Consider the following 21,591-nt stretch of genomic DNA (forward strand, 5'->3'; position numbering starts at 1 on the left):
GTTGCAGACTTCGGCCCCCGGGATTCGTCCCGGGGGCCGAAGTCGTGCGGAGACCTTGCCCCGTAGAGTCGCAGGCGCGGCCGAAGCCAGTTGCGTTGGCTTCGGCCGCCCCTGGTCAGGCCAGGCGGCTCCGCAGCCACCAGATGCTGAAGCCGGCCAGCAGCCCAGTGAGGACGAGGAAGAGCCCGGTCTCGATCCACTGGAAGGTCCAGTAGCGGTCGGAGGGCTGGTAGGCCACTTCCATGTGCAGGTCGGACTTGGTGAGGCACGGCATGAGGTCGTCGGGACCGCTGTTCGGGCAGACCTGGCTCCCGGTGGCGACCTTGCCCGCCGAGTCGAGCACCGGGCTTTCGTCGGAGACGACCCAGGCGCCGGAATTGGAAACGGTCATCGTCAGCTGGGTGTCGGCACCGGAACCCTTCATCCGGAACAACCCCGCCTGCCAGCCGGATGCCGGGGCGCCCGGCTCGCCGTCGGGCCCGACCCGCGACACGGCCAGTGAACTGAGCGCGATGTCGGTGCGCTCCGGGGACATGAGGTGCGGGCGGATCGCGAAGGGCATGAGGACCTGGACCGCGACGAAGACGACGAGGGTGGCGGCCATGGCGGGCACGGTCCTGCGGATGAGCAGGCCGGCGCAGGCCCCGACGGTGAAGGCGAACGCGGCGTAGCCGAGGGGCACGATGCCGCGCGCGTCGAACAGCAGCGGAGTGAACCGGTCCACGTTGATCTTGTCGAGCGGGCCGGCCGCCCAGGTCACCAGGAGGCTGAGCAACCCGGTGATGGCTACGGCGGTCAGGCCGACCGCGGCGAGCTTGACCACGAACCAGCGGGTGCGGCTGATGGACTGGTTCCAGACGAGCCGGTGGGTACCGGTCTCCAGTTCGCGGGCGATCAGCGGCGCGCCCCAGAAGATCCCGATGATGCCGGGAACGGCGATCAGCAGCCCCGCGACGAAGTAGAACAGGACGTTGTACTCGGAGCGGATCACGTCCTTGGCCGACTCGCAGGCGCTCTGGCAGGTGGCGACGGTGCTGTCGTAGGAGTCGTGCAACTGGACGCCGATGACCACCAGGACGGCGGCGATCACGGCCAGGGCGGCGAGGGCCACCAGCGTCTGTACGCGGTATTGGCGCCAGGTCAGCCAGATCATCGCTGTGTCTCCAGTACGGGTCGGCGGACGGGCTCGGCCGCGGCCTGGGCCATGTAGGTGAGGACCAGGTCCTCCAGGTTGAGCGGTTCCAGGGCCCAGGCGGGGTCGTGGATCGCGGTGGCGGCGCGCACGATGAAGGTGCTCTGCCGGTCGGTGTGGGTGGCCTGGATGACCTGCATCCCGTCGGGCAGGCTGTCGGCTTCACGCCGCGCCGTGGTGAGCCGGAAGTGGGTGGCGAGCAGGTCGTCGACCTCGCCCGAGACCTGGACGCGGGAGGCGACGAGCGAGATCAGGTAGTCGCAGACCCGCTCCAGGTCGGATACCAGGTGCGAGGAGAGGATGACCGTCGCGCCGTGATCGGCCACGAACTCCATCAGGCTCTGCAGGAACTCGCGCCGGGCCAGGGGGTCCAGAGCGGCGACCGGCTCGTCGAGGATCAGCAGGTCGGGCCGTTTGGCCACCGCGAGGGTCAGGGCCACCTGGGCGCGCTGACCGCCGGACAGCTTGCCTGCCCGCTGGGCGGGGTCCAGGCCCAGCTTCGCGATCCGGCTCTCCGCCAACTGCGCGTCCCAGCCCGGGTTGAGCCGGGCGCCGAGGCGCAGGTGGTCGGCGATGGAAAGGCCCGTGTACGTGGGTGTGTCCTGGGCGACGAAGCCGACCTTGGCCAGCTGCTCCGGTCCGGAGGCGGGGCGCCCGCCGAGGACCTCGATGGTGCCCGAGGTCGGGGTGAGCAGGCCGCAGGCCAACTGCAACAGGGTTGATTTACCGGCCCCGTTGGGGCCGACCAGGCCGACTACCCGCCCGGTCGGCACGCTCAAGGTGCAGTCGGTAAGCGCCTGGTGGCGGCCGTACCGCTTGCCGAGCCCTTTGGCTTCCAGAGTGGCGGTCATTTCTCCTCTTCGGGGTGCTGAGGCGTACGAAAGGTGCTCAGGAACAGGGCCTCGATGCTCTCCTCGTTGAGCCCGGCACTCCGGGCCTTGTCCAGCCAGCGCAGCAGCTCCTGCCGCAGCGGCTCGTGCTCGGAGAGCGAGGCATCGCTGAGGGTTCCGGACACGAACGTGCCCACGCCGGGCTTCTTCGCGACCAGGCCCTCGTATTCGAGCTCCCGGTAGGCCTTGAGCACGGTGTTGGGGTTGATCGCCACCTTGGTCGCGACGTCTTTGACCGTGGGCAGCCGATCCCCTTCGGACAGCAGGCCGAGCCGCAAGGCCTGACGTACCTGGTGGATCAGCTGCATGTACGGCGCGACACCGGACCGGGCATCGAGGTGAAACTCGATCACTGTCCATCTCTATTCATCTAGGCTCCTAGCACTATAGGACTCTAGATGTGGCGAGGGTGTCAAGGAGAAGGCCTGTCGCCTGCCGGCCTCGCCGCGTCCCGTGAGGAGCAGGGGGATCGTCAGGATCGGAAGGAACCAGATCAGGACGATGAGCCGCTGACCGGCCAGCATGTCGAGGTTGGGGTGCCCGGCCTGGTTGAGTACGCCGCCCACGGCGGTGGCGGCGGCGAGCACGCCGATGTGCGTGGGGCGCCGGAGCGTGGAGCAGGCCGCCAGGGCCAGGGTGATCAGGAGTAAGGGCTCCTTCAACTGGTGGTCCGCCCAGGCCGACCAGAACGTCCCTTCCTCGGCGAGGAACCTGGGCCAGGGGTCGGGCACGTCCGGACGCAGGTAATGGTGGGTCAGGAGGTCCTGGGCACTGTCGTATCCGGACGGCCAGCCCAGTACGTACGTGGTCAACTGCATCGCGACGGCCAGGGCGCCGCACAGCGCGAACAGGCGGAGTGCGGAGTGCGGCGACCGGCCGTGGCGCTTGCGGTACCAGGCGAGTCCGCCGAAGGCTGCGGCGAGGCCGACGGCCAGCAGGAGCGCCTGCGAGTAGCGCGCCAGAAAGGCGACGGCAAGACCACCGGTGACGAGGGCGGCCCCGGCCGTCCCCCGCTCCCCCCTCAAGGCCGGCGTGCAGCCGAGTGCCACCGCCGCCGTGCAGGCCAGGGTGAGCCCGTCGGCCATGGGAAGCATCGCGATCGCGCCGGTGGGCAGCGTCAGGTAGAGGATCTGTCCGCACAGCGCGGCCGCCCAGTTGGCACCGGCGGCGCGCAGCGTGGCCAGGACGAAGAGGCTGCCCGCCAGAGCGACGGTCACACCGGCCAGCCAGACGCCCAGGGCCAGGCCGAACACGGCGATGAACGGCACGAGCAGCAGCGGATATCCGGGGCGCGCTTCATAGATCGCCATGAAGCGGGAGTTGAAGAACGGCCCCGTCATGCCGGTGGTATTGCCGTGCCGCGTCCAGTACGCGGTCGATTTCGTCAGCTTGCGCACACATTCCCGCACCAAGGGTTCGCCGGCCTCGTCGGCGCACGTGTACTCGATGGCCTGAGCGGTGGCCGACGCGCGGCTCTCGCCGCTCAGCCGGAGGGCGTAGGAGAGGTAGTTCTTGGAATCGGGGGAATCCCGCCCGGTCAGTGACGTCAGCTGGAACCCGACGAACACGGCCATGATGAGCACCGAGCAGATGATTCCGGTGCGGGCCATCGTGATGCGTCGGCGCATGTCGCGTCCTCAGAAGGGGAAGATCGGTCGACACGGCCAACGACGGAAACCACGACAGGTGTTGGCCGTACGCAATTGTCCACTGCATGACGGTTCGCGTTCATGAGGGGTCCGGGCTCGCCGAACAGTGCCCGCCCGGATCCGGGTTCAGGTTCCTTGCAGAAGGCATGCCTCAGCGGATGGCTGTTTTGCCTGGTCAGAGGTGTCGTGGTGTCCCGTTCGGCCTAGCATTCCGCGCCGTGCGGCGCCGCCGATCCTAGGGTCGGGTCGAGGCCATCCGGCCCAAGGAGGCTCCAACATGAACCGTCGTACCGCTGTGGCTGGCATAGCGCTTGCTGTCTCTTCTGTCGTTCCTCTCTCCGGCGTCGCGTTCGCGCAGGATCTCGACTGCGCGGACTTCGTCTTCCAGGAAGATGCGCAGGCCGAGTTCAACAGAGACCCGAGTGACCCGAACCGCCTCGACGAGGATCGGGGCGTGGACGACCGCATCGCCTGCGAGTGGCTGCCCACACGAGGCAGCACCACTACCTCCCAGCCCGTAAGTCCCACCGCTACCCCCCAGCTGGTGAGCCCCACCTCCAGACCCCAGTCGGCAAGTCCCACCACGACGCCGACGCGCGGAGCCCAGGGTGGCCTCGGCGGCGCCTCGGGCCCGACCGGCCAGGAAACCGGTATCGGCCTCGCCCTCGCAGCCGGCGCAGCAGCCGGTGCCGTCGGCTACACGATCATCCGACGTCGCCGCCGTACCTGACGGTTCCTGAGACACAGGAGCGGCCCCGGGAAGGAGTGAGCCCGGGGTCGATGGGCTGCACGGTCATCGGTAGGTCCTCTCCGACCGGGGGACCACTGCGGCCCGGACGCTGCTCATGCGGCCCCGCACCCCGGGGGCCTGCACGGCGCCGGGCGGGCCGAAGTGTGCGTCGGGCTCGGTGCCCCGGCAGAGTGCGCACCGGCCACCGAGGAGTGCTTCCGGGCTGCCCGGGGCGCGGCACTCGCTGCATTCCAGGGTGCGCAGGACGGTTCGGTGGACCGGAGCGACTCGTTCGGGTGGCATCTTGTCCCGCAGGCGCCTGCGGACGAGCGACGTGGCGTGGTGGACCGGGGTGGGCAGTCCTGCGGTCAGGGCATGGAGGAGTTCCGCTTCCGTGGCACCCCGCTCGAACCACTCGCTGACCTGCGGTTCCAGGTCCACGCAGTCCGCCGAGGAGAGCGTCAGAGTGGGCGCGGCCCGGCCGAGCGAGGCCAGCAGGATGAACGCCCTTGAGCGGGTGGGCCGTTGCTGCTCCTTGGGTACGTCGCCCTGGGCGAACGCCGCCCACCAGGCATCGTCGCGTGCGGTTCGCGAGAAGAACGTCCGGGTCACCCAGAGCAGGACGTGCTCGGTGGCCACGCACTCGCTGCCCCGGCGCAGATGCCCGGCCTCCTGGAGGCGGTTGAGCGTGGTCCGTACGGCGCACTGCCCGTACGGAAGCACCTTGGCCAGCGCCTTTACGGAGATGTCGGAGCCGTCCGGAAGGCGGTCGACGTAGGCGGCGATGGCGGCGTCGCGGGGGAGCAGGTGCGCGAAGTCGCGGTCGGAGCGGGGGCGTTCGTACGGAGCCGAGCGCTTTCCGTAACCCGGGTTGGCCATCGGGTGCGGGGCTGCGGGTGGAGTCGCGGGCAGGGATACGTGCGGGGTGCAGGGGGCAGCACTAAGCTGTGCGTCAGCCATGGGGTATCGGCGATCCGATCCTTGTGGTCAGACCCCTGTCAGGTGTTCCAGCACCGGCGGGGGTCGATTTTTTTGTTGTCTCGGACGCACGCTAGAGCGTGATGACCATGTGTGGCAAGTCGGTCACGAAAAGTCAACTCTCCGGACAGGGTGGGTGGGTGGGACAACTGATCCATCCACCCAATCCTTGTTAAGAGCGCTCGAAGCTCGCCCCTTGAGCCCCGGGAGGGGGCGAGGGCCTGCGCTCGATTTCCCGCCAGACTGTTCGTCAGTATCCGGCGGTGAAGCGGGTGCGGTGGTGCTTGGGGTGTTCGACCTCGTCGAGGAGGGCCACCGCCAAGTCCTCCATGGAGATCGCCGAGTTGCCCTCGGCGTCGACCAGGAGCTCGTCGGTGCCGAGCCTGAAGGTGCCGGTGCGGTGGCCCGGCTCCAGGAGGGCGGACGGGCTCAGGTAGGCCCAGTCGACCTCGGTCGTGGCCGTACGGATGGCGTCGTACTGGGCGTTGGAGGCCAGCGCGATGTGCCGCCAGGCGGTGGGAACGTAGGCCGGGTCGTCGCTCGCGAGGACGCCCCGAGTGCCGGGCACTGTCAGGCTGCCGGCGCCGCCGACGACGATCAGGCGTACGCCGGTGCGGGCGAGGCCGGACAGTAACGCCAGGCTGATGGCGGCGTGTTCGTCCTCGTGTCCGGGGGCGGGCCGGGTGGCGTTGACCACGAGGTCCTGCCCGGCGCTCAACTCGGCTACGTGCGCGGGGATTCCGGCATCTCCGGTGCGATGGGTGGCGGCGGGGTGCAGTGTGGCGAAGCGGGCGGCGTCGCGGACGACGGCGGTGACCTCGTGGCCGCGGGTGAGGGCCTCGGTGACGACGCGGCTGCCTACGTTTCCGGCTGCTCCGAAGACGGTGATGCGCATGGGATCGGCTCCTTGGGTGTGAGTGGTTCGGTGGTGGGTGGGTTCAGGTGGACGGGGTCGCGCGTCGCCGGGTGGCCGGGCGGAGGTTCTGGCCGAGGGCGACGCTGCCGATCACCAGGGCCAGACCGCCGATCTGCCAGGCGGTGAGGGTCTGCCCCAGGAACACCAGTCCGGCGAGCGTGGCGACGACCGGGTTCGTCAGGCCGAGGAAGGACACGGAGGAGGCCGGGAGGCGTTCGATGCCGCGGAACCACAGGGCGTACGCGACTGCTGTGCCGATCACGCCGAGGTAGGCGTACCCGGCGATGTTCGCGCCGGTGAGGTGGTCGGGCAGGCCCTCGGCGGTGAGGGCGATGGGTGCCAGCACCAGGCCGCCGACGGTCAGCTGCCAGCCGGTGAGGGCGAGCAGCGAGACGCCTTCCGGACGCCCCCACCGCTTGCTCAGGACGACGGCGAGGGCCATCAGCACGGTGGCCGCCAGCATCGCCACTATCCCCGCGAGGTCGACCTCGGCGTTCCCGCGCAGGACGAGCAGCCCGACGCCCGCGACCCCGACGAGTCCGGCGATCAGCGTACGGCGCGTGGGCCGGATCTTGAGCACACCGGCCCCGAAGCCGGCCACCAGCAGCGGCGTGACCGCGCTGACCGTCGAGGCGACGCCGCCGGGCAGATGGTAGGCGCCGAAGAACAGCAGCGGGAAGAACGCGCCGAAGTTGAGCATCCCGAGCACGGTTGCCTTCCACCACCAGTCGCCGCGCGGCAGGCGCCGGGTGAGGGCGAGCAGGATGAGCCCGGCTGGCAGCGCGCGCAGGGCTGCGGCGAGCAACGGGCGGTCGGCGGGCAGGAGTTCGGTGGTCGTGACGTAGGTGGTGCCCCAGGTGGCGGGCCCGATGGCGGCGAGCGCGGCGATGCCCAGGGCGGCCTTGGTGGAGGTGCGGGGCGTTTGGGGGGTCGGGCGTCGGGCGTTGTGGGCCCTGTGGCTGGTGGGTGTGGTGGTGGCGGACTTGGCGGCGGTGCTGGTGATGGACATGGCGCTCCCCCTCGATTTCTCCTCAACGCTGTTATTCTCAACGTTGAGATAAGTGTGAGTCCAAGGTCTGCGAACGTCAAGTATCTGAACGTTGAGAGATCTGGCTCGGGTGAGGGAGGAGTGCGGGAATGAGTGAGCGTGAGGCGGAGCGGCAGTCGGGGACGGATGCCGATGCCATCGACGAACTGCGCGCCCAGTGGCGCCGCGAGCGCCCGGACATGAGCCTCGCGGGACTGGACGCGATGGCCCTGGTGGGCCGTATCAAGCGGGCCGATCACCTGTTGAGCAAGGGCATGAAGCCGATCTTCGCCGAACACGGTCTGGAGTTCGCCGAGTTCGACGTACTCGCCACCCTGCGCCGGGTCGGCGCCCCGCACGAACTCACCGCGGGCGGCCTCCTGAAGTCCGCGATGGTGACCTCCGGCGCGATCACCAACCGCCTCGACAAACTGGAACGCAAGGGCCTGATCGAACGCCACCCCGACCCCGCGGACCGCCGGGCCATCCGCGTCCGCCTGACCGACGCGGGCCTGGACCTCGTCGACCGGGCCGTGGTCGATCACGTGGCGAACGAGGAACGGATGCTGGGGGGCCTGACGGCCGAGGAGCGCCGGGCGCTAGACGGGGCGCTGCGGCGGCTGTTGATGTCACTGGGGGACACGCATCTGGGTCAGTGAGCTGAGTCAGAGGTTCTTGAGGGCAACGGCCGCAGTCGGGCCTGTCCGCGCCATGTGCTTCAACGTCCATCCCCCTCAACTGGCGGGCCAGATGCCGATGTTGAACCGCTATTGATCGCGGAGCGTGCCGAGGCCGCGGCGGCCTCCTCTGCCCGAACGAACGCTCTCGCTCGTTCAAGCACCGCCTGTGACCAGCCCTGCGGATCGGCATCGTAGAGAGCGCACTGTTCCTGCCAGTGGGCGAATCTGCCGATGATGTCATCGAGCGAAGCAACCCACTCGCCCTCACCCAATGTGCCGTGCCGGACGATATGGGGACGGCCTGGATCTCGGCAGAGGTCGAACCCGTGCAGGTACTGCAGACCTGTGAGGACCAACGGTTCCTCGAAGTCGGTGAATGCGCCCTCGCCCTCCACCCATGGAAACGCCCACGCATGTACGGCCTCACGGGTCACCTCACCCGAGGCCAGCGCACTCCATCGAGCAGCCACTTCCGCGCGGCCGGGCAGGAGTGGCGTCGCGTTCGGATCGCTCATGGACCTACCATCCCAGCCCAGGCGAGCCGGGGTCACATCAATGTGTCTCGTGATCGGCAGGACAGTGGCTGGAGCCTCGATCCGCCGGACCTCTATTACCCGACAGGTAATCGACCCCGGTGCGCCGGAATGCCAAGCTCGACGTACGGAGATCGACCGACCGATCAACCGGCCAACCGGAAGGACACCATGCCCGCCTACGTCATCGCCAACCTGCAGGACGCCGCTCCGAACGCGGAGATCGCGGAGTACATGGAGCGCATCCCCGGTACCTTCGAGCCGTACGGAGGACGCTTCCTCGTGCATGTCACGCAGCACGAGGTGAAGGAAGGCAGCTGGTCCGGGAGCGTCGTGATGATCGGCTTCCCCGGGATCGCCGAGGCGCGGGCCTGGTGGGACTCGCCCGCGTACCAGGAGATCGCCCCGCTGCGCTCACGGCACATCAAGGGCGACATCATCATGATCGAAGGTGTCCCCGAGGGGTACGACGCGACAGCCACCGGAATGGCGCTGCGAGAGGCCCTGGCTGACGAGCAGGGCTGAGGGTGTAGGGGGCAAAGGGAGTACCCACCTCTTGCCACTTTCAACTTATAGCGCACAGGGGGGCTTGCGGCAAGGCCCGGGTGATAGCGCACAATCGCTCGCTGAGGCCCGAACCTGCGGAAATGGGAGATTCACTAAGTGCGTTGTTTGTTGTCGGTTTATGGGTCGTGCGATGGAGTCGAGCCAGTGGGGCCCGTGGAACCAGTGGTGGGGCGCTCGACGCCGGACTTCGCGGGTGCGACCTCGGATCGGAGCTTCTGACATGAACCCACTGACCACCAGCGCGTTCGACCTTCCCGACCGCCTTGCCCCCAAGGCCGACTCGACGCTGATCGCCGGCGACGAGAAGCACTTCGCGGCCATCGCGGAGTGCCTGGAGCAGTCGATCGCCGAGCTGTCCGACCGCCTCGCCGCCGCGCGCAGGGCGCCCGGCGGCGTGGGCCAGCAGGCGATGGACCGGGACCTGGAGATCCACCGGCTGACCGCTCGCCTGCGCGCCCTGCGTCGCTTCGGTCTCGACCTGTGCCTCGGACACATGGTCGGCGCGGACGACCCCGAGCCCGTGTACGTCGGACGGCTCGGCCTTACGGACAGTACGGGCCGTCGGCTGCTGCTCGACTGGCGTTCGCCCGCCGCCGAGCCGTTTTTCGGAGCCACCCACGCCAACCCGATGGGTCTGGCGAGCCGCCGAAGGTACCGCTGGACGCGCGGCCGGATCAGCGACTACTGGGACGAGGTCTTCACCCCGGACGGCATGGCCGGGCGCGCCGCGCTCGACGACCAGTCCGCCTTCATCGCCAGCCTGGGCAACAACCGGTCCGCCCGGATGCGAGACGTGCTCGGCACCATCCAGGCCGACCAGGACGCCATCATCCGCGCGGGATCACGCGGCGCTCTGGTCGTCGACGGCGGTCCGGGTACAGGGAAGACCGTCGTCGCCCTGCACCGCTCCGCCTACCTCCTCTACTCCGACCCCCGTCTCGGTCACCGCCGGGGCGGCGTGCTGTTCGTCGGTCCCCACCAGCCGTACCTGGGTTACGTCGCCGACGTCCTCCCCAGCCTCGGGGAGGAGGGCGTACAGACCTGCACCCTGCGGGACCTTGTCCCGGAGGGAGCCAAGGCAGCGGTCGAGACCGACCCGGACGTGGCCCGCCTGAAGTCGTCCGCGGACCTCGTGAAGGCGGTCGAGGCGGCCGCCAGGTTCTACGAGGAGCCGCCCACCAAGGGCATGACGGTCACGACCCACTGGTCCGACATCCGGCTGAGCGCCGCCGACTGGGCCGTGGCGTTCGATGCGGCACCCGGCATCCCGCACAACGAGGCACGCGACCAGATCTGGGAGGAGCTGCTCACGATCCTGGTGGACAAGCACGACGACGAGGACACGGCCGTGCCGCTGCGCAAGTCGCTCCACCAGAACAGGGAGCTGCTCGCGGTCTTCGACAACGCGTGGCCGCTGCTCGAAGCGGCCGACCTGGTCGGGGACCTGTGGTCGGTACCCGCCTATCTGCGCAAGTGCGCCCCCTGGCTCGGCCGCGACGACGTGATGCGGCTCCAGCGAGAGGACGCCCAGGCCTGGACGGTGTCCGACCTGCCGATCCTGGACGCGGCACGGCAGCGGCTCGGCGACCCGGACGCGTCGCGGCGTACGCGCAGGCACAAGGCCTCGGTCGCCGCCGAACGCGAGCAGATGACCAAGGTCATCGACGTCCTGATCGAGACCGACCAAGACGGCGAAGGCGCGCTGACGATGCTGCGCGGCCAGGACCTGAAGGACACCGTGTTCGACGGGGCGGCATCGCTCGACATCGAACGGGATCTGCTCGCCGGTCCGTTCGCGCACATCGTCGTGGACGAGGCCCAGGAACTGACCGACGCGGAGTGGCAGATGCTGCTGGTCCGCTGCCCGTCCCGCAGCTTCACCATCGTCGGGGACCGCGCCCAGGCCAGGCACGGGTTCACGGAGTCGTGGCAGGAACGGCTGAAGCGGGTCGGGCTCGACCGGGTCAACCTGGCCTCCCTGAGCATCAACTACCGGACGCCGGCGGAAATCATGGCGGAAGCGGAGCCGGTCATCCGGGCCGTGCTCCCTGACGCCAACGTGCCGACCTCCATCCGCAGCGGCGACCTCCCCGTCGTGCACGGATCCGCCGCGGATCTGCACGAGGTCCTCGACACGTGGCTCGACGCCCATGACGACGGGATCGCCTGCGTCATCGGCGACCCCACCTTCCGGCCGACGTCCCGCGTACGGTCGCTGACTCCGTCGCTGTCGAAGGGGCTGGAGTTCGACCTCGTCGTCCTCGTCGACCCGGAGTCGTTCGGCACGGGCATCGAGGGAGCGGTCGACCGCTATGTCGCGATGACCCGGGCGACCCAGCAGCTCGTCATCCTCACGAGCCGCTGACGCGGGGCTGTCGGCAGGGGCTGCGACCCCCTGGCTAGGATTCCCGCCCATGGACACCAGGGGCGGGGATCTTTCACCAGAGGGCACAGACCGGGGCACGGCTGTGGAGTTCGTCTACCGGCCGACAGCCGCGGACTTCGAGGAGGCGCTCCGCGCCCGAGCCCGCCGCACACCGGCGGGCCGGGCCGAGGCGCTGTTGGTACCACTGGCGGCGGCAGCCGCCGCGGTCGTCGTCGCGGTGCTGCGTGAAGCGACGCCGATCGGGTGGATCATCTCGTTGGTGGTCTCCCTGGGCATCGGGGCCTGGGGCACCGTATGGGCGCTGCGCATCATGGCCCGGCGGATGTTCAGCATCGTGGAGCCGTACGGGGAGTGCCGGATGGTGGCCGATGACAACGGTGCCGTCAGCACCGGCGAGCGGGTGTCCTTCACCGTGGACTGGTCGGTGTTCCGGGAGTATCTGGAGACGCCCGGACTCTTCGTGCTGCTGGGCGGCGACCGCGCGGCCGGGGTCGCGGTACTGCCCAAGCGCGGGGCCCAGGACCCTGCGGACGTGGACCGGCTCCGGGCGATCCTGGACCGGAACCTGAAGCGGCGCTAGGGCCTTTCGTTACGGAAGATCCGTGCTCGGCCGACGACGCCAGTCCCAGAGCGGATATCGGTCCATCAGAGTCAGGAACTCGGTCGCCGGCAGGATCTCGAAGTGGTTGGTGTCGACAAGCCCGTCGAAGCCGGCCAGGACCTGTCGTAGGAAAGCCCGGGCCGCGTCCATGGAATTGCAGGACACATAGACTCCATACGGCTCGCCGATCCGGGTTCTTAGGTGATCGAGCTCGTCCGGTTCGAAGTCGGTCAGGATCCCGCCCGACAGGTCGAGGTAGTACGAGTGCCCCTGCCAGTGCAGCTTTTCGCCGCCCGTCACCGCATCCGGCACGAGCTCGAAGCAGCGGATGCGCGCTTCGAGCGACGGGCGCTGCTCTGCGGGAGCAAGGATGACCAGTGACGGCCAGGACATGCCGTTCCCCTTCGGGCGAGTGACGGACACAGGGCGGGGGACGCCGCCCTGTGTCCCTCGGTCTCCTCGACGGTCAGCCCCGCTTGAGGCCGCTCACGAACGTCGTCCAGGCCTCGGTCCGGAACACGAGCGCCGGGCCGTCGGTCACCTTGGAGTCCCGGACGGGGATGGCCTCGGGTACGCCGTCGAGGACTTCGAGGCAGTCGCCGCCGTCGCCGGCGCTGTAGGTGGACTTCCGCCAGGTCGCGACTTCGAGGCAGTTGCCCCCATCGCCGCCGCTGTACGAGGACTTGTGCCAGATCGCCGTCGACAGGTCGTAATCAGAGCTGCTGAGCTTCATGGTCGTAATCCTCCGCCACCGATTCGATCAAGGCCAGAGACGCTGCCGGTGAGGCCGCGCTGGCCACCACTAGATCGTAGGTGAGTTCGTAATGGCGGACCGAGGCCGGATCGTCCTGCAACTGGCCGATGCCCAGGCCGTCCACGTACGCGAGTGGCGGTGCGTCCGGGAAGGTCATGAGCTTCAGTGGGCCCGTGAGCGCTGCGTGGGCGCCCTCGTCGAACGGCAGCACCTGCGCGATGATCCGATGCTGTCGGATGAGCGCAGCGATGTGGCGCAGGACTGCTGCCATGCACGCAGGTCCGCCCACTTTCCGGCGTAACACCGCTTCGTCCAGCACCACCCACAACACCGGTTTGGTTGGATCGGCGAGGAGTTGCGCGCGCTCGAGCCGTCCTGCCACCAGCTCGTCGATGATGCTGTCCGTGGCCGTCGGCTGGTAGTCGCGGCAGACCACTCGCGCGTACAACTCTGTCTGCAACAGGCCCGGGACAAGCTGGGGCGCGTACTCCCTGATGGCCTCCGCCCGCGCCTCCGCCTCGGCCGCTTCCGCGAAGTGCTCCGGGTATTTGGACTTCTTCAGCGCCGCACAGTTGCGTACGAAGAAGCCCTCCGCGCCCAGCACTTCGTCGAGCTTCTCCGCCTGGTCCGGCTGCATCCGCCGTACCCCTATCTCCAACTGCCCGATGAACGATCCGCTGACGAAGAGCGGGGCACCGAGATCGTCCTGCGAGAGGCCCGCTCGCTCCCGTCGGTGGCGGAGCTCCGCGCCGAGGAGTGCGCGGGGTGAGGAGGAGGGGTCGAGCTTCCGGGGACCTGGCATGGCAACTCCCTGTGACACACGTGCGGTTGTTGGAACAGCGCCTCTTCCAGGCTAGCCGCGCGTTGGACACTCTGGGTATGCATTCCCATTACTCAGCGTGGAAGGTGGAACGGCATGACAGCGACGGAACGGCGCCGGGCGGCGGCGGGCAGGGTGCGGGTGGCGGAGGATGCTGTGGAGCGGTTGAGGGACGGTCTTGCGCGGGTGGGTGTGAAGCTGCCGTCGCTGCGGATCGACCCCGTGTCGTGTGCGGGGAACGAGCCGTCGCCGCTGGTCGACCTCGGGTGCTGCAACCTTGATACGGCGCAGCGGCTGAGCGAGGTCCTGGAGGAGAACGCGGCCGACCATGACCGGTGAGGTGCTTGAGCCGTGGACGCCGGAGCCGGGGTCGTTCGCCGTGGATGCCCGGGACGGGCGGGTGGGGCGCGTGATGGGGCGCGTCGGACCGTACGTACAACTGCGTCCCCCGGATGGGGGCGTCGAGTGGGACTGCCCGCCGGACCTCGTCCGGTCGGCGCCGCCCGGGGTGGTGTTGCGGGCCCGGGTGACGGAGATCAACCGGGAGGGGCAGTTGCCGAGATGAGGGGCCGGGGCGGGGGCTGCGGAGCGCTCAGGAACCGAGTGTGACGGAGCCGAGTGTGACGGGCCCGAGGCCGGGCGGCAGGTGACGCACGGCGGCCGCCACCGCCTCCTGGGCGGTGGCTGCTCGGGCGAGGACGTCCTCGCCCATGAAGTCCGCGCTGACCGTGTACCGGTCGACGTCATGCCCGATCACGCACGGTCCGACGCTGGACAGGTGTGGGCGGGTGGTCGCCGAGAAGCGCAGCACCCAGTGGCTGGTGAAGGGGTAGAGACCCCGGAGTGCCGGCTCGGCGTGTGCTGCCTCGACCAGTGCCCGATAGGCCGACCCGGCCTGTCCTAGAGGACCCGCTTCGGTGCGTAGATGCTGCCACTCGGATGCGGTCAGGCGTACGGGGTCGTTGTCGGGCACCTCGAAGCGGCCGGTCAGTTGCACGAATGGCGCGGCCCGGGGGATGTCGCTCAAAGCCACCCCGTCGTGCCAGGCCCGCACTGCTCTGGCCACCTGCGCGAGATTGTCGGTGGTGCCTTCGACCAGCGCCATGTCCTGGAAGGACTCGGTGCCCCGGATCGACCAGACGCGCTCGAACACCCTCGCGTTGACGTGCAGGGGCAGGCGATGCGGCAGCGTGCTCTCGGCGACGGCGTGGTCCAGCGAGTCGGAGGCCGAGGCTATGAGCGGCAAGGAGAAGCCTTCCTCCTCCGCCACGGCTCGGAGCGCCGCGCCGAGGTTGCCTCGGGCTGCGACGTCGGGATAGAGAACGGCCGGATCAGGGCGTGTCACCATGATCGGGATTGTGCCGGATCCGAGCCGCCGTAGGGGGCGTACCCTCGTTCCGCTCTCCGACCGGCGCTCCAACTCGCTCGACGGACAGCGTCCGGCGTGGCACTCTGCGGGCATGACCTATGGAATCGAGTCCCACCCCGCCCGGTGAGCGCCCCGGAAGAGCGCGACGCGCTCGTTCGCCCGCTTGCCCACCTGCTCCCCCTTCACGGCCGTGCCCTGGCCCTCCTGCGTGAGGCCCCTGGCGGCGTCCCCCCACGGCGTGGTTTCAGGCTCTCGGCGGGGTCCCCGCCGGACAAGGCCCCGCTGCCGAGGGCTGAGTTGGCCGCAGCCGTCCAGGATGCGCTGAACCCCCTGCCCTGCGACTCCGCCACCGTGCACCGCCGCCTCGAACGGCTCGGTGTCCGGGACCGGAACGTGCACGTGATCCGGTCCGCCGTCTCCTCCGTGCCGCTGCCGGACGAGCGGCGGGAGGCGGCCCGTTCGCTGGCACGGGAGCTGACCCGGAGCGGCACCACCGTGCCCGCCGTCACCGTCGGCCTCTATCTGCTCGTCCGCCTCGGTGAACCCGAGGACATCCCGTATCTCTCGGTCCTCGGGCTGTGCAGCGAGCTGGCGGGCCCGGCCATGGAGGCGCTGAACCGGCTCGATGTCCGGGCGGCGGCGCTCACGTGGCTCGTCTACCGCACCGCGTACCAGGAACTGCTGCCGCTCGTCCGGGCCTTGTGGTCGGAGGATCGGGATGCCATTTGTACGGAGCTGGTCGCGTGTCCCGACGCGCCCCGCGTGCTCTGCACCAGCTCGGCCCGCCGGATCGCGGAGGCCGCCGGTCTTGCCGATCTGCTGGACCGGTATCCGACCGATCCGGCTCTCTTGGCGCGGGCCGCCAGGGTGCTGGCCCGGATGGGGTGCTCGAACGACGATCCGACCGAACTCCTCGCGTACGGCGACGCGATCGCCGTCTACGAGCGTGTCGTCGGTCGGGTCGGCCTGGTGCCGCCGACGCTTGCGCACCACGCCTCCCTGCTCTCGCTCGCCTTCGATCTGAGCAGTGGTGCCGGTGTGCTGCTGAGCTGGGCTCCGGGGCAGCGGGAGGAACTGTTGTCGTCGCTGGGGCGGTTGCTGGCCGAGCCCCGTTGGGTGTCCGTCGTGGACGCTGCCGGGGGCGACGCCGATCAGCGGCTGTGGACCGGGTGGATCCGGCGCATGGGGCGACAGCCCTTCGAGCCTCCGGCCGTTGCCGGGCGGCTGCGTATCGAGGTGGTGGCGGGCGATCCGGTGGACCGGGAGCCCGTCGAGACCCGCGTTCTGGTCGATGGGCGTCCGGTGGTCCCTGCGGTCTTCTCCCGGGGGCCGGCCGGTAGCCCCGAAGCCCTGCTGGACGAAGGGGCGTTGAGGGCGGAAGCCGAGCCGCGTGAGGTGAAGCTCGCGGAGGCCTACTGCTCCGACGAGTGCTGCGGCGCCCTCCACGTCACCATCCGGCGCGAGGGGGACGACGTGGTCTGGGACGGCTGGCGGCGGCCTCCGTACACGCCGGGTACGCGTGACGCGCCCGAGCTGCCCGCGTACCGCTTCGACGCCGCCGCCTACGACGCCGAGCTGGCCCGCGCTGAGGCCGACCGGTCGTGGTCCTGGCCGGCTCGCACCATCGCGCGGCTGATCAAGGCGGGGCTGACGGAACGGCCGGAGATCCTGCGCCGGTGGGACGCCCGCCGGGGCTGGACCGGCAGCGACTACGAGGAGCCTGACACCACGGTCGTGACGTTCTGGTACGCGCCGGGGCTCACCGCAGCGGACACGCTCAAGGACGCCCTCCAGTTCCGCTGGCGCCTGCCGGACGACGGCAGTCCGCCCGAGTCACAGGCCGCCGCCGCGCTGCGACGGCTGACCGAGGAGGACCCGAAGGCGTACGCGAAGGTGTGCGGCGGCAGTCCCGAGCGGGCGAAGGAGCTGGGCTTCCCGTGGCCGGGGTAGAGAGTGGGACGGAGGGCGCGGCAGCTGCAGTTCACCGAAGTCGCGATCCGGCTCGGGCCGGCCGGGTGCGCACAGCCGGACGGCGGGGCCGGCCCTTCTTCAGGGTCGGGCCCGCCGCCTCTCGGGGTGCGCGCCGGGTCACATGAGGCGGTAGCTGCCGTAGTAGCCGGCGATCTGCTCGTGATAGCCCGGGTCATCCGCATGCTTGTGCTTGTCGAACTCCGGGGAGTCCTTGATCTGGTCCTTCGTCAGGTCGACGAATACCTTCCGGGCCTCCGTGTCGATGCCCCGGACCGTGCCCGCAGGCAGCAGGACGTCCTTTCCGAAGATCCACACTCCGGTGTCGACGACCAGGTACGCCGAGCCGACCTCGTCGGAGTGCTTGTCGACCTTGCCGATGCTTCCGTCAGTTGCCTCGACCGAATATCCGGTCAGATCGGTTCCCTCGGTGTGACCGCTCGAAGGCTGGTAACCCCACAGGTGGTCGCTCATTTCTTGGCTCCTTTCCAGAAGGCGTAATTCGACATGTGGACCCCCACCGAAAGGGTGGTGAGAGCCGCTCGCACTATCGCGTGCCCGGATGTCGGGGCCTCACACCTGCTCGTCCTGTGCGTTCCTGCCGACCGGAACAGAAAGCGGGTGGGCCCGGACAGTGATGTCCGGGCCCACCCGCATCAGTTCTGGTGGATGACGTCTACCAGCGGTACCAGCGGCCACGCTTGCCGCCGCTCGCGGCCGGGCGGACGAGGAAACCTATCAGCCACACCGCCAGCACGATTATTGCGATCCACCAGAGTGCTTTGAGTGCGAACCCTGCACCGAAAAGGATCAGGGCGAGCAGGAGAACGAGAAGCAAGGGAACCATTGATATCAACCTCCAGGACTTCTGCTGCCCCCGAAGGAATTCCCTACACCTCCTGCATGCTATTGCACCGCAATTCCCTCCGGTGCCGGGGCCGGCGTCGTACCGGTCGGGCCGGTGGCCGCGATCTTCGAATGGGCCGGTTCCTGGGAGACGTTGAACTCCGTCAGGAGGTCCTTGCTGAAGCCGAAGAAATACGTCGCGACGAAGCCGGCGACGTAGCCGGCCACCAGGCCGCCCGCGTAGATCGCGATCGTCGAGCCCAGGCCGTGGTTGCCGTCCAGGAGGGGGAACAGGGCCCAGCCGGACGGGCCGATGGCCGTGGAGCCGACCGTGTCGCCGAGCTGGTTGAAGAGTCCGACGAAGCCGCCACCGAACGCGCCGCCGACGCACGCCGTGATGAACGGGCGGCCCAGCGGCAGCGAGACGCCGTAGATCAGAGGCTCGCCGACACCCAGCAGGCCTGCGGGGAGGGCGGACTTGATGGTGCGGCGGATCGACTCGTTGCGGGGGAGACGGAAGTAGACGGCCGCGGCCGCACCGACCTGGCCCGCGCCGGCCATCGCGAGGATCGGGAGCAGGACGGTGTAGCCCTGCTGCTCGATGAGCGTGGTGTGGATGGGGATGAGCGCCTGGTGCAGGCCCAGCATCACCAGCGGGAGGAAGAGCCCGCCCAGGACGAAGCCCGCGCCCGCGCCGCCGTTGGACAGCAGCCAGTCGGCGAACGTTCCGATCGCGGAGGAGATCTCCCCCGCCACGTACATCAGGCCGAAGATCGTCACCAGACCGGAGACCAGCACCGTGAGCGTCGGGGTGACCAGCACGTCCAGGGCCTCGGGGACCCAGCGGCGGCACCACTTCTCCACGTACACCGCGAGCACGGCCGCGCCCAGCGCGCCGAGTACACCGCCCTGGCCGGGGGAGAGCTGCTGGCCGAACGCATCGATGTTGGCGACGCCAGGGAAGACGATGATCGCGGCGACCGCACCGCCGAGGATCGGTGTACCGCCGAACTCCTTCGCCGTGTTGTAGCCGACGAAGACCGCGATCAGTGCCATGAAGCCGGAGGCCATCGCGGCGAGGGCGGGTGTGACGGCGGGCAGCCACTCCAGGTTGACCAGCAGGCCGTTGAGGCCGGCGATGATGCCGCAGCCGATGAGGGCCGGGATCAGCGGCACGAAGATGTTGGCGATCTTGCGCAGGAACAGCTTGAACGGGGTGGCGTTCTTCGCCTTCTGCTGCGCCTTGATCGCCGCGCCCTGCGCGGCCAGTTCCTCGGAGGTGTGGACGACGGGGGCGGCTGCCCGCTCCTCCTCGACCAGGCGCTCGAACTCCGGGGTGACCCGGGCGACCGTGCCGGGGCCGAGCACGATCTGGTACGTGTCGTCGTCGACCACGCCCATGACGGCGGGGATCGCCTTGAGCGCCTCGTCGTCGACCAGCGAACGGTCGTGCAGGCCGAGGCGGAGCCGGGTCATGCAATGGGCGATGGAGCTGACGTTCGCTGCGCCACCGACGAGCGGAAGGATCGCGGCGGCGGTGGCGCGGTTCTTGTCTTCAGTAGCCATGGAAGCGTGGTGCCTTGCTGTGCGGGGGGTACGGGCGTGGTGCGGGTGGGTCAGGTGGTGCGTACGGCCGCGAGGGCGGCGCGGAGGTGACCGTCCGACTCGCTGAGGAGCGTGGCGGCGGTGGGGCCGTCGACCTGGCCGAGGATGGTCAGGATCGCGTTCTTCACCTCGCCGTCGGTGGCGGCGAGCGCCGCCTCGATCTCCTGGTCGGAGGCGCCGGTGGCCAGCGAGACGATGCGGCGGGAGCGGGCCCGCAGCTTCTCGTTGGAGGCGCGGACGTCGACCATCAGATTCCCGTACGTCTTGCCGAGCCGGATCATCGTGATCGTCGAGAGCATGTTGAGGACGAGCTTCTGCGCCGTACCGGCCTTGAGGCGGGTGGAGCCGGTGAGGAGCTCCGGGCCGACGACGACTTCGAGGCCGTGCTCGGCGGCGGCGGCGAGCGCCGAGTCCGCGTTGCAGGACAGGCCGATGGTCAGCGCACCCCGGGCGCGGGCGTGCTCGACGGCGCCGATCGCGTACGGCGTGCGGCCGGAGGCGGAGATGCCGACGACGGTGTCGTTCTCCGTGAGGCCGAGTGCGTCGAGGTCGGCGGCGGCCAGCTCCTTGCTGTCCTCGGCACCCTCCACCGCCTTGACCATGGCGGTCGGGCCGCCCGCGATGAGGCCGACGACCTCTGACGGGTCGGTGTTGAAGGTGGGCGGGCACTCGCTGGCGTCGAGGACGCCGAGGCGGCCCGCGGTGCCCGCGCCCGCGTAGATCAGCCGGCCGCCGCGCGCCATGCGCTCGGCGGTGGCGTCGATCGCGGCGGAGATCTGCGGCAGCTCGGCGGCGACGGCGGCGGGGACGGTGCTGTCCTCGCCGTTCATGATCCGCGCGATCTCCTGTGTGGCCAGCCGGTCGATGTCGGCGAGCTCCGGGCGGAACGCCTCGGTGGTGAGCGTGGCGAGTTCGGCGCGCAGTTCCCCGTATCCGGCGGGGGTGGTGGATCCGGCGCCGGAGTTGGTGTCGGTGTCAGCGGATGAGGTCATGGAGAGCGGCTCTGCTTTCTCGATCTCGTACGTTCGGCGGTTCGGCGGTGCGGGGGTTCGGCGGGTGGTTCGGGGGGTGCGCGGTCCGGTGGTCAGCGGGTGCGCGGGTTGTGGCGGTGGGCGAGCGCTTCGTACGACGCGGCGAGGGCCGGGGCGGCCGTCTCGTACGTGCGCTGCGCGATGCCTATGAACAGGCAGTCCACAACGAGGAGTTGGCTCGTACGGCTCGACATGGCGGCGGGCCGCAGCTCGCTCTCGCGGGCCGTGGACGTGGTCAGGACGTGGTCGGCGTACTGCGAGACCGGGCCGTCGGGGCGGCCGGTGATCGCGACGGTCGTCGCGCCGTGGTCGAAGGCGACCCGCAGCGGCTCGATGACGTCGCTGGTGGAGCCGGAGTGCGTGATCGCGATGGCCACGTCACCGGAGCGGAGCTGCACGGCGTTGGTGACGGCGAGGTGCGGGTCGGCGTGGGCGTGCGCGATCAGGCCGATACGGAGCAGCTTCTGCGCCAGGTCCTGGCCGACGAGCGAGGAGGCCCCGGCGCCGTAGATGTCGATGCGGCGGGCGGTCGATGCGGCGACGACGGCGGCGCCGAGCTGAACGGTGTCGAGCCCGGACGCGGTGTCGGCGAGGGTCTGCTGCTCGTCGTAGGCGAGCTTCGCGACCACGTCGGCGATCGGGTCGTCGACCGTGATGTCGGCGGTGACGGCCGGTGCGCGGCCGGACAGCTGGTGGGCGGCGAGACCGGCGAGCGCGAGGCGCAGGTCGCGGTAGCCGGGGTAGCCGAGGAGACGGGCGGTGCGGACCACGGTGGCCTCGCTGGTGCCGGTGAGCTCGGCGAGACCGGTGACGGTGAGGGCGGCGCACCCGGCAGGGTCCCCCGCGACGGCTTCGGCGACCCGCTGCATGGAGCGGGTCATGGACGGTGCGAGGGTCCGGACCTTGGCCGCGAGAGCGGCGGGCGCGGGCGGGGAAGCAGCGCTGAAACTTTCCTTCACATCATTGGTCACCTTTGAAAGATATTTTCAAAGGTGACACCCGTCAACCCCCCCTTTGGTCCCTACCTCTGGTGGGCAAGATCCGTCCTT

At 69.6% G+C, this 21,591-nt stretch carries 25 protein-coding genes; 8 read left to right on the top strand and 17 right to left on the bottom strand.

Annotation, left to right across the window (positions count from 1 at the left end; translation table 11 throughout):
• Positions 1–115: 115 nt before the first annotated feature.
• The 4 genes from ACFT7S_RS37095 to ACFT7S_RS37110 are packed head-to-tail and all read right to left on the bottom strand — an operon-like array spanning position 116 to position 3,710.
• Entirely contained in the window at positions 116–1,153 is a 1,038-nt protein-coding gene (locus ACFT7S_RS37095) for an ABC transporter permease (RefSeq protein ID WP_382740468.1), read from the bottom strand.
• Positions 1,150–2,043, bottom strand: a complete 894-nt coding sequence (locus tag ACFT7S_RS37100) for an ABC transporter ATP-binding protein (protein WP_382740471.1) — start codon at positions 2,041–2,043, stop codon at positions 1,150–1,152. The genes ACFT7S_RS37095 and ACFT7S_RS37100 overlap by 4 nt, the downstream gene beginning before the upstream one ends.
• A complete protein-coding gene (locus ACFT7S_RS37105; RefSeq protein WP_382740474.1) occupies positions 2,040–2,435 on the bottom strand; it encodes a GntR family transcriptional regulator in 396 nt (131 codons plus the stop codon). Before ACFT7S_RS37105 ends, ACFT7S_RS37100 begins: the two co-directional genes overlap by 4 nt.
• Positions 2,436–2,444: 9 nt before the next feature.
• Complete coding sequence (locus ACFT7S_RS37110; RefSeq protein WP_382740477.1) at positions 2,445–3,710, bottom strand: hypothetical protein; 1,266 nt, start codon at positions 3,708–3,710, stop codon at positions 2,445–2,447.
• 298 nt (positions 3,711–4,008) lie between these two features.
• On the opposite strand from ACFT7S_RS37110, the gene ACFT7S_RS37115 reads away from it, so the two are divergent.
• Positions 4,009–4,461 (top strand): excalibur calcium-binding protein, encoded by a 453-nt coding sequence (locus ACFT7S_RS37115; protein WP_382740480.1) that lies wholly within the window; start codon positions 4,009–4,011, stop codon positions 4,459–4,461.
• Positions 4,462–4,524: 63 nt separating this feature from the next.
• On the opposite strand, the gene ACFT7S_RS37120 is transcribed toward ACFT7S_RS37115, so the two are convergent.
• The 3 genes from ACFT7S_RS37120 to ACFT7S_RS37130 form a co-directional block, all read right to left on the bottom strand.
• Positions 4,525–5,421 carry a hypothetical protein gene (locus ACFT7S_RS37120; protein ID WP_382740483.1) on the bottom strand — a complete coding sequence of 299 codons (897 nt, stop codon included), beginning with the start codon at positions 5,419–5,421 and terminating at the stop codon, positions 4,525–4,527.
• 268 nt (positions 5,422–5,689) lie between these two features.
• Positions 5,690–6,334, bottom strand: coding sequence for an NAD(P)-dependent oxidoreductase (locus tag ACFT7S_RS37125; protein ID WP_382740486.1), 645 nt, complete (start codon positions 6,332–6,334; stop codon positions 5,690–5,692).
• A 43-nt stretch (positions 6,335–6,377) separates the two neighbouring features.
• A complete protein-coding gene (locus ACFT7S_RS37130) occupies positions 6,378–7,364 on the bottom strand; it encodes an EamA family transporter (RefSeq protein ID WP_382740489.1) in 987 nt (328 codons plus the stop codon).
• Between the two features lie 128 nt (positions 7,365–7,492).
• Between ACFT7S_RS37130 and ACFT7S_RS37135 the strand changes: the two genes are divergently transcribed.
• Positions 7,493–8,041 carry a MarR family winged helix-turn-helix transcriptional regulator gene (locus ACFT7S_RS37135; RefSeq protein WP_382740492.1) on the top strand — a complete coding sequence of 183 codons (549 nt, stop codon included), beginning with the start codon at positions 7,493–7,495 and terminating at the stop codon, positions 8,039–8,041.
• A 59-nt stretch (positions 8,042–8,100) separates the two neighbouring features.
• On the opposite strand, the gene ACFT7S_RS37140 is transcribed toward ACFT7S_RS37135, so the two are convergent.
• Positions 8,101–8,577, bottom strand: coding sequence for a hypothetical protein (locus ACFT7S_RS37140; protein WP_382740495.1), 477 nt, complete (start codon positions 8,575–8,577; stop codon positions 8,101–8,103).
• A 189-nt stretch (positions 8,578–8,766) separates the two neighbouring features.
• On the opposite strand from ACFT7S_RS37140, the gene ACFT7S_RS37145 reads away from it, so the two are divergent.
• The 3 genes from ACFT7S_RS37145 (at position 8,767) to ACFT7S_RS37155 (ending at position 12,128) form a co-directional block, all read left to right on the top strand.
• A complete protein-coding gene (locus tag ACFT7S_RS37145) occupies positions 8,767–9,120 on the top strand; it encodes a DUF1330 domain-containing protein (RefSeq protein WP_382740498.1) in 354 nt (117 codons plus the stop codon).
• A gap of 262 nt (positions 9,121–9,382) precedes the next feature.
• The gene (helR, locus tag ACFT7S_RS37150) at positions 9,383–11,527 is read left to right on the top strand and encodes an RNA polymerase recycling motor ATPase HelR (protein ID WP_382740501.1); all 2,145 of its coding nucleotides are present in this window, start codon (positions 9,383–9,385) and stop codon (positions 11,525–11,527) included.
• A gap of 49 nt (positions 11,528–11,576) precedes the next feature.
• Entirely contained in the window at positions 11,577–12,128 is a 552-nt protein-coding gene (locus ACFT7S_RS37155) for a YcxB family protein (protein ID WP_382740504.1), read from the top strand.
• 9 nt (positions 12,129–12,137) lie between these two features.
• Here the strand turns inward: ACFT7S_RS37155 and ACFT7S_RS37160 are convergent, their stop codons facing one another.
• The 3 genes from ACFT7S_RS37160 to ACFT7S_RS37170 all read right to left on the bottom strand — a co-directional run bounded on the left by ACFT7S_RS37160 (position 12,138) and on the right by ACFT7S_RS37170 (position 13,705).
• On the bottom strand, positions 12,138–12,542 hold the full coding sequence (locus tag ACFT7S_RS37160; protein ID WP_382740507.1) for a hypothetical protein: 405 nt from the start codon (positions 12,540–12,542) through the stop codon (positions 12,138–12,140).
• Between the two features lie 73 nt (positions 12,543–12,615).
• The gene (locus tag ACFT7S_RS37165; protein ID WP_382740508.1) at positions 12,616–12,882 is read right to left on the bottom strand and encodes a DUF397 domain-containing protein; all 267 of its coding nucleotides are present in this window, start codon (positions 12,880–12,882) and stop codon (positions 12,616–12,618) included.
• Positions 12,863–13,705: a helix-turn-helix domain-containing protein gene (locus ACFT7S_RS37170; protein ID WP_382740511.1), complete on the bottom strand. Its 843-nt coding sequence runs from the start codon at positions 13,703–13,705 to the stop codon at positions 12,863–12,865. The genes ACFT7S_RS37165 and ACFT7S_RS37170 overlap by 20 nt, the downstream gene beginning before the upstream one ends.
• 114 nt (positions 13,706–13,819) lie before the next feature.
• Between ACFT7S_RS37170 and ACFT7S_RS37175 the strand changes: the two genes are divergently transcribed.
• On the top strand, positions 13,820–14,062 hold the full coding sequence (locus ACFT7S_RS37175; protein WP_382740514.1) for a hypothetical protein: 243 nt from the start codon (positions 13,820–13,822) through the stop codon (positions 14,060–14,062).
• Positions 14,052–14,288 (top strand): hypothetical protein, encoded by a 237-nt coding sequence (locus ACFT7S_RS37180; protein ID WP_382740517.1) that lies wholly within the window; start codon positions 14,052–14,054, stop codon positions 14,286–14,288. Before ACFT7S_RS37175 ends, ACFT7S_RS37180 begins: the two co-directional genes overlap by 11 nt.
• Before the next feature lie 27 nt (positions 14,289–14,315).
• Here the strand turns inward: ACFT7S_RS37180 and ACFT7S_RS37185 are convergent, their stop codons facing one another.
• A complete protein-coding gene (locus ACFT7S_RS37185) occupies positions 14,316–15,071 on the bottom strand; it encodes a DUF6193 family natural product biosynthesis protein (protein ID WP_382740520.1) in 756 nt (251 codons plus the stop codon).
• A 318-nt stretch (positions 15,072–15,389) separates the two neighbouring features.
• Between ACFT7S_RS37185 and ACFT7S_RS37190 the strand changes: the two genes are divergently transcribed.
• Positions 15,390–17,042, top strand: a complete 1,653-nt coding sequence (locus ACFT7S_RS37190; protein ID WP_382740522.1) for a hypothetical protein — start codon at positions 15,390–15,392, stop codon at positions 17,040–17,042.
• 138 nt (positions 17,043–17,180) lie between these two features.
• Here ACFT7S_RS37190 and ACFT7S_RS37195 read toward each other — a convergent pair whose 3' ends face one another.
• The 5 genes from ACFT7S_RS37195 to ACFT7S_RS37215 form a co-directional block, all read right to left on the bottom strand.
• Positions 17,181–17,534, bottom strand: a complete 354-nt coding sequence (locus ACFT7S_RS37195; RefSeq protein WP_382740524.1) for a PRC-barrel domain-containing protein — start codon at positions 17,532–17,534, stop codon at positions 17,181–17,183.
• A gap of 202 nt (positions 17,535–17,736) precedes the next feature.
• Positions 17,737–17,907, bottom strand: coding sequence for a hydrophobic protein (locus tag ACFT7S_RS37200; RefSeq protein WP_382740527.1), 171 nt, complete (start codon positions 17,905–17,907; stop codon positions 17,737–17,739).
• 59 nt (positions 17,908–17,966) lie between these two features.
• Entirely contained in the window at positions 17,967–19,472 is a 1,506-nt protein-coding gene (locus ACFT7S_RS37205; protein ID WP_382740529.1) for a PTS transporter subunit EIIC, read from the bottom strand.
• Between the two features lie 50 nt (positions 19,473–19,522).
• On the bottom strand, positions 19,523–20,503 hold the full coding sequence (murQ, locus tag ACFT7S_RS37210; protein WP_382740532.1) for an N-acetylmuramic acid 6-phosphate etherase: 981 nt from the start codon (positions 20,501–20,503) through the stop codon (positions 19,523–19,525).
• A 92-nt stretch (positions 20,504–20,595) separates the two neighbouring features.
• The gene (locus ACFT7S_RS37215; protein WP_382740535.1) at positions 20,596–21,513 is read right to left on the bottom strand and encodes a MurR/RpiR family transcriptional regulator; all 918 of its coding nucleotides are present in this window, start codon (positions 21,511–21,513) and stop codon (positions 20,596–20,598) included.
• Positions 21,514–21,591 lie beyond the last annotated feature (78 nt).

The sequence above is a fragment of the Streptomyces sp. NPDC057136 genome (genome assembly GCF_042670885.1).
Taxonomy (GTDB): Bacteria; Actinomycetota; Actinomycetes; order Streptomycetales; family Streptomycetaceae; genus Streptomyces.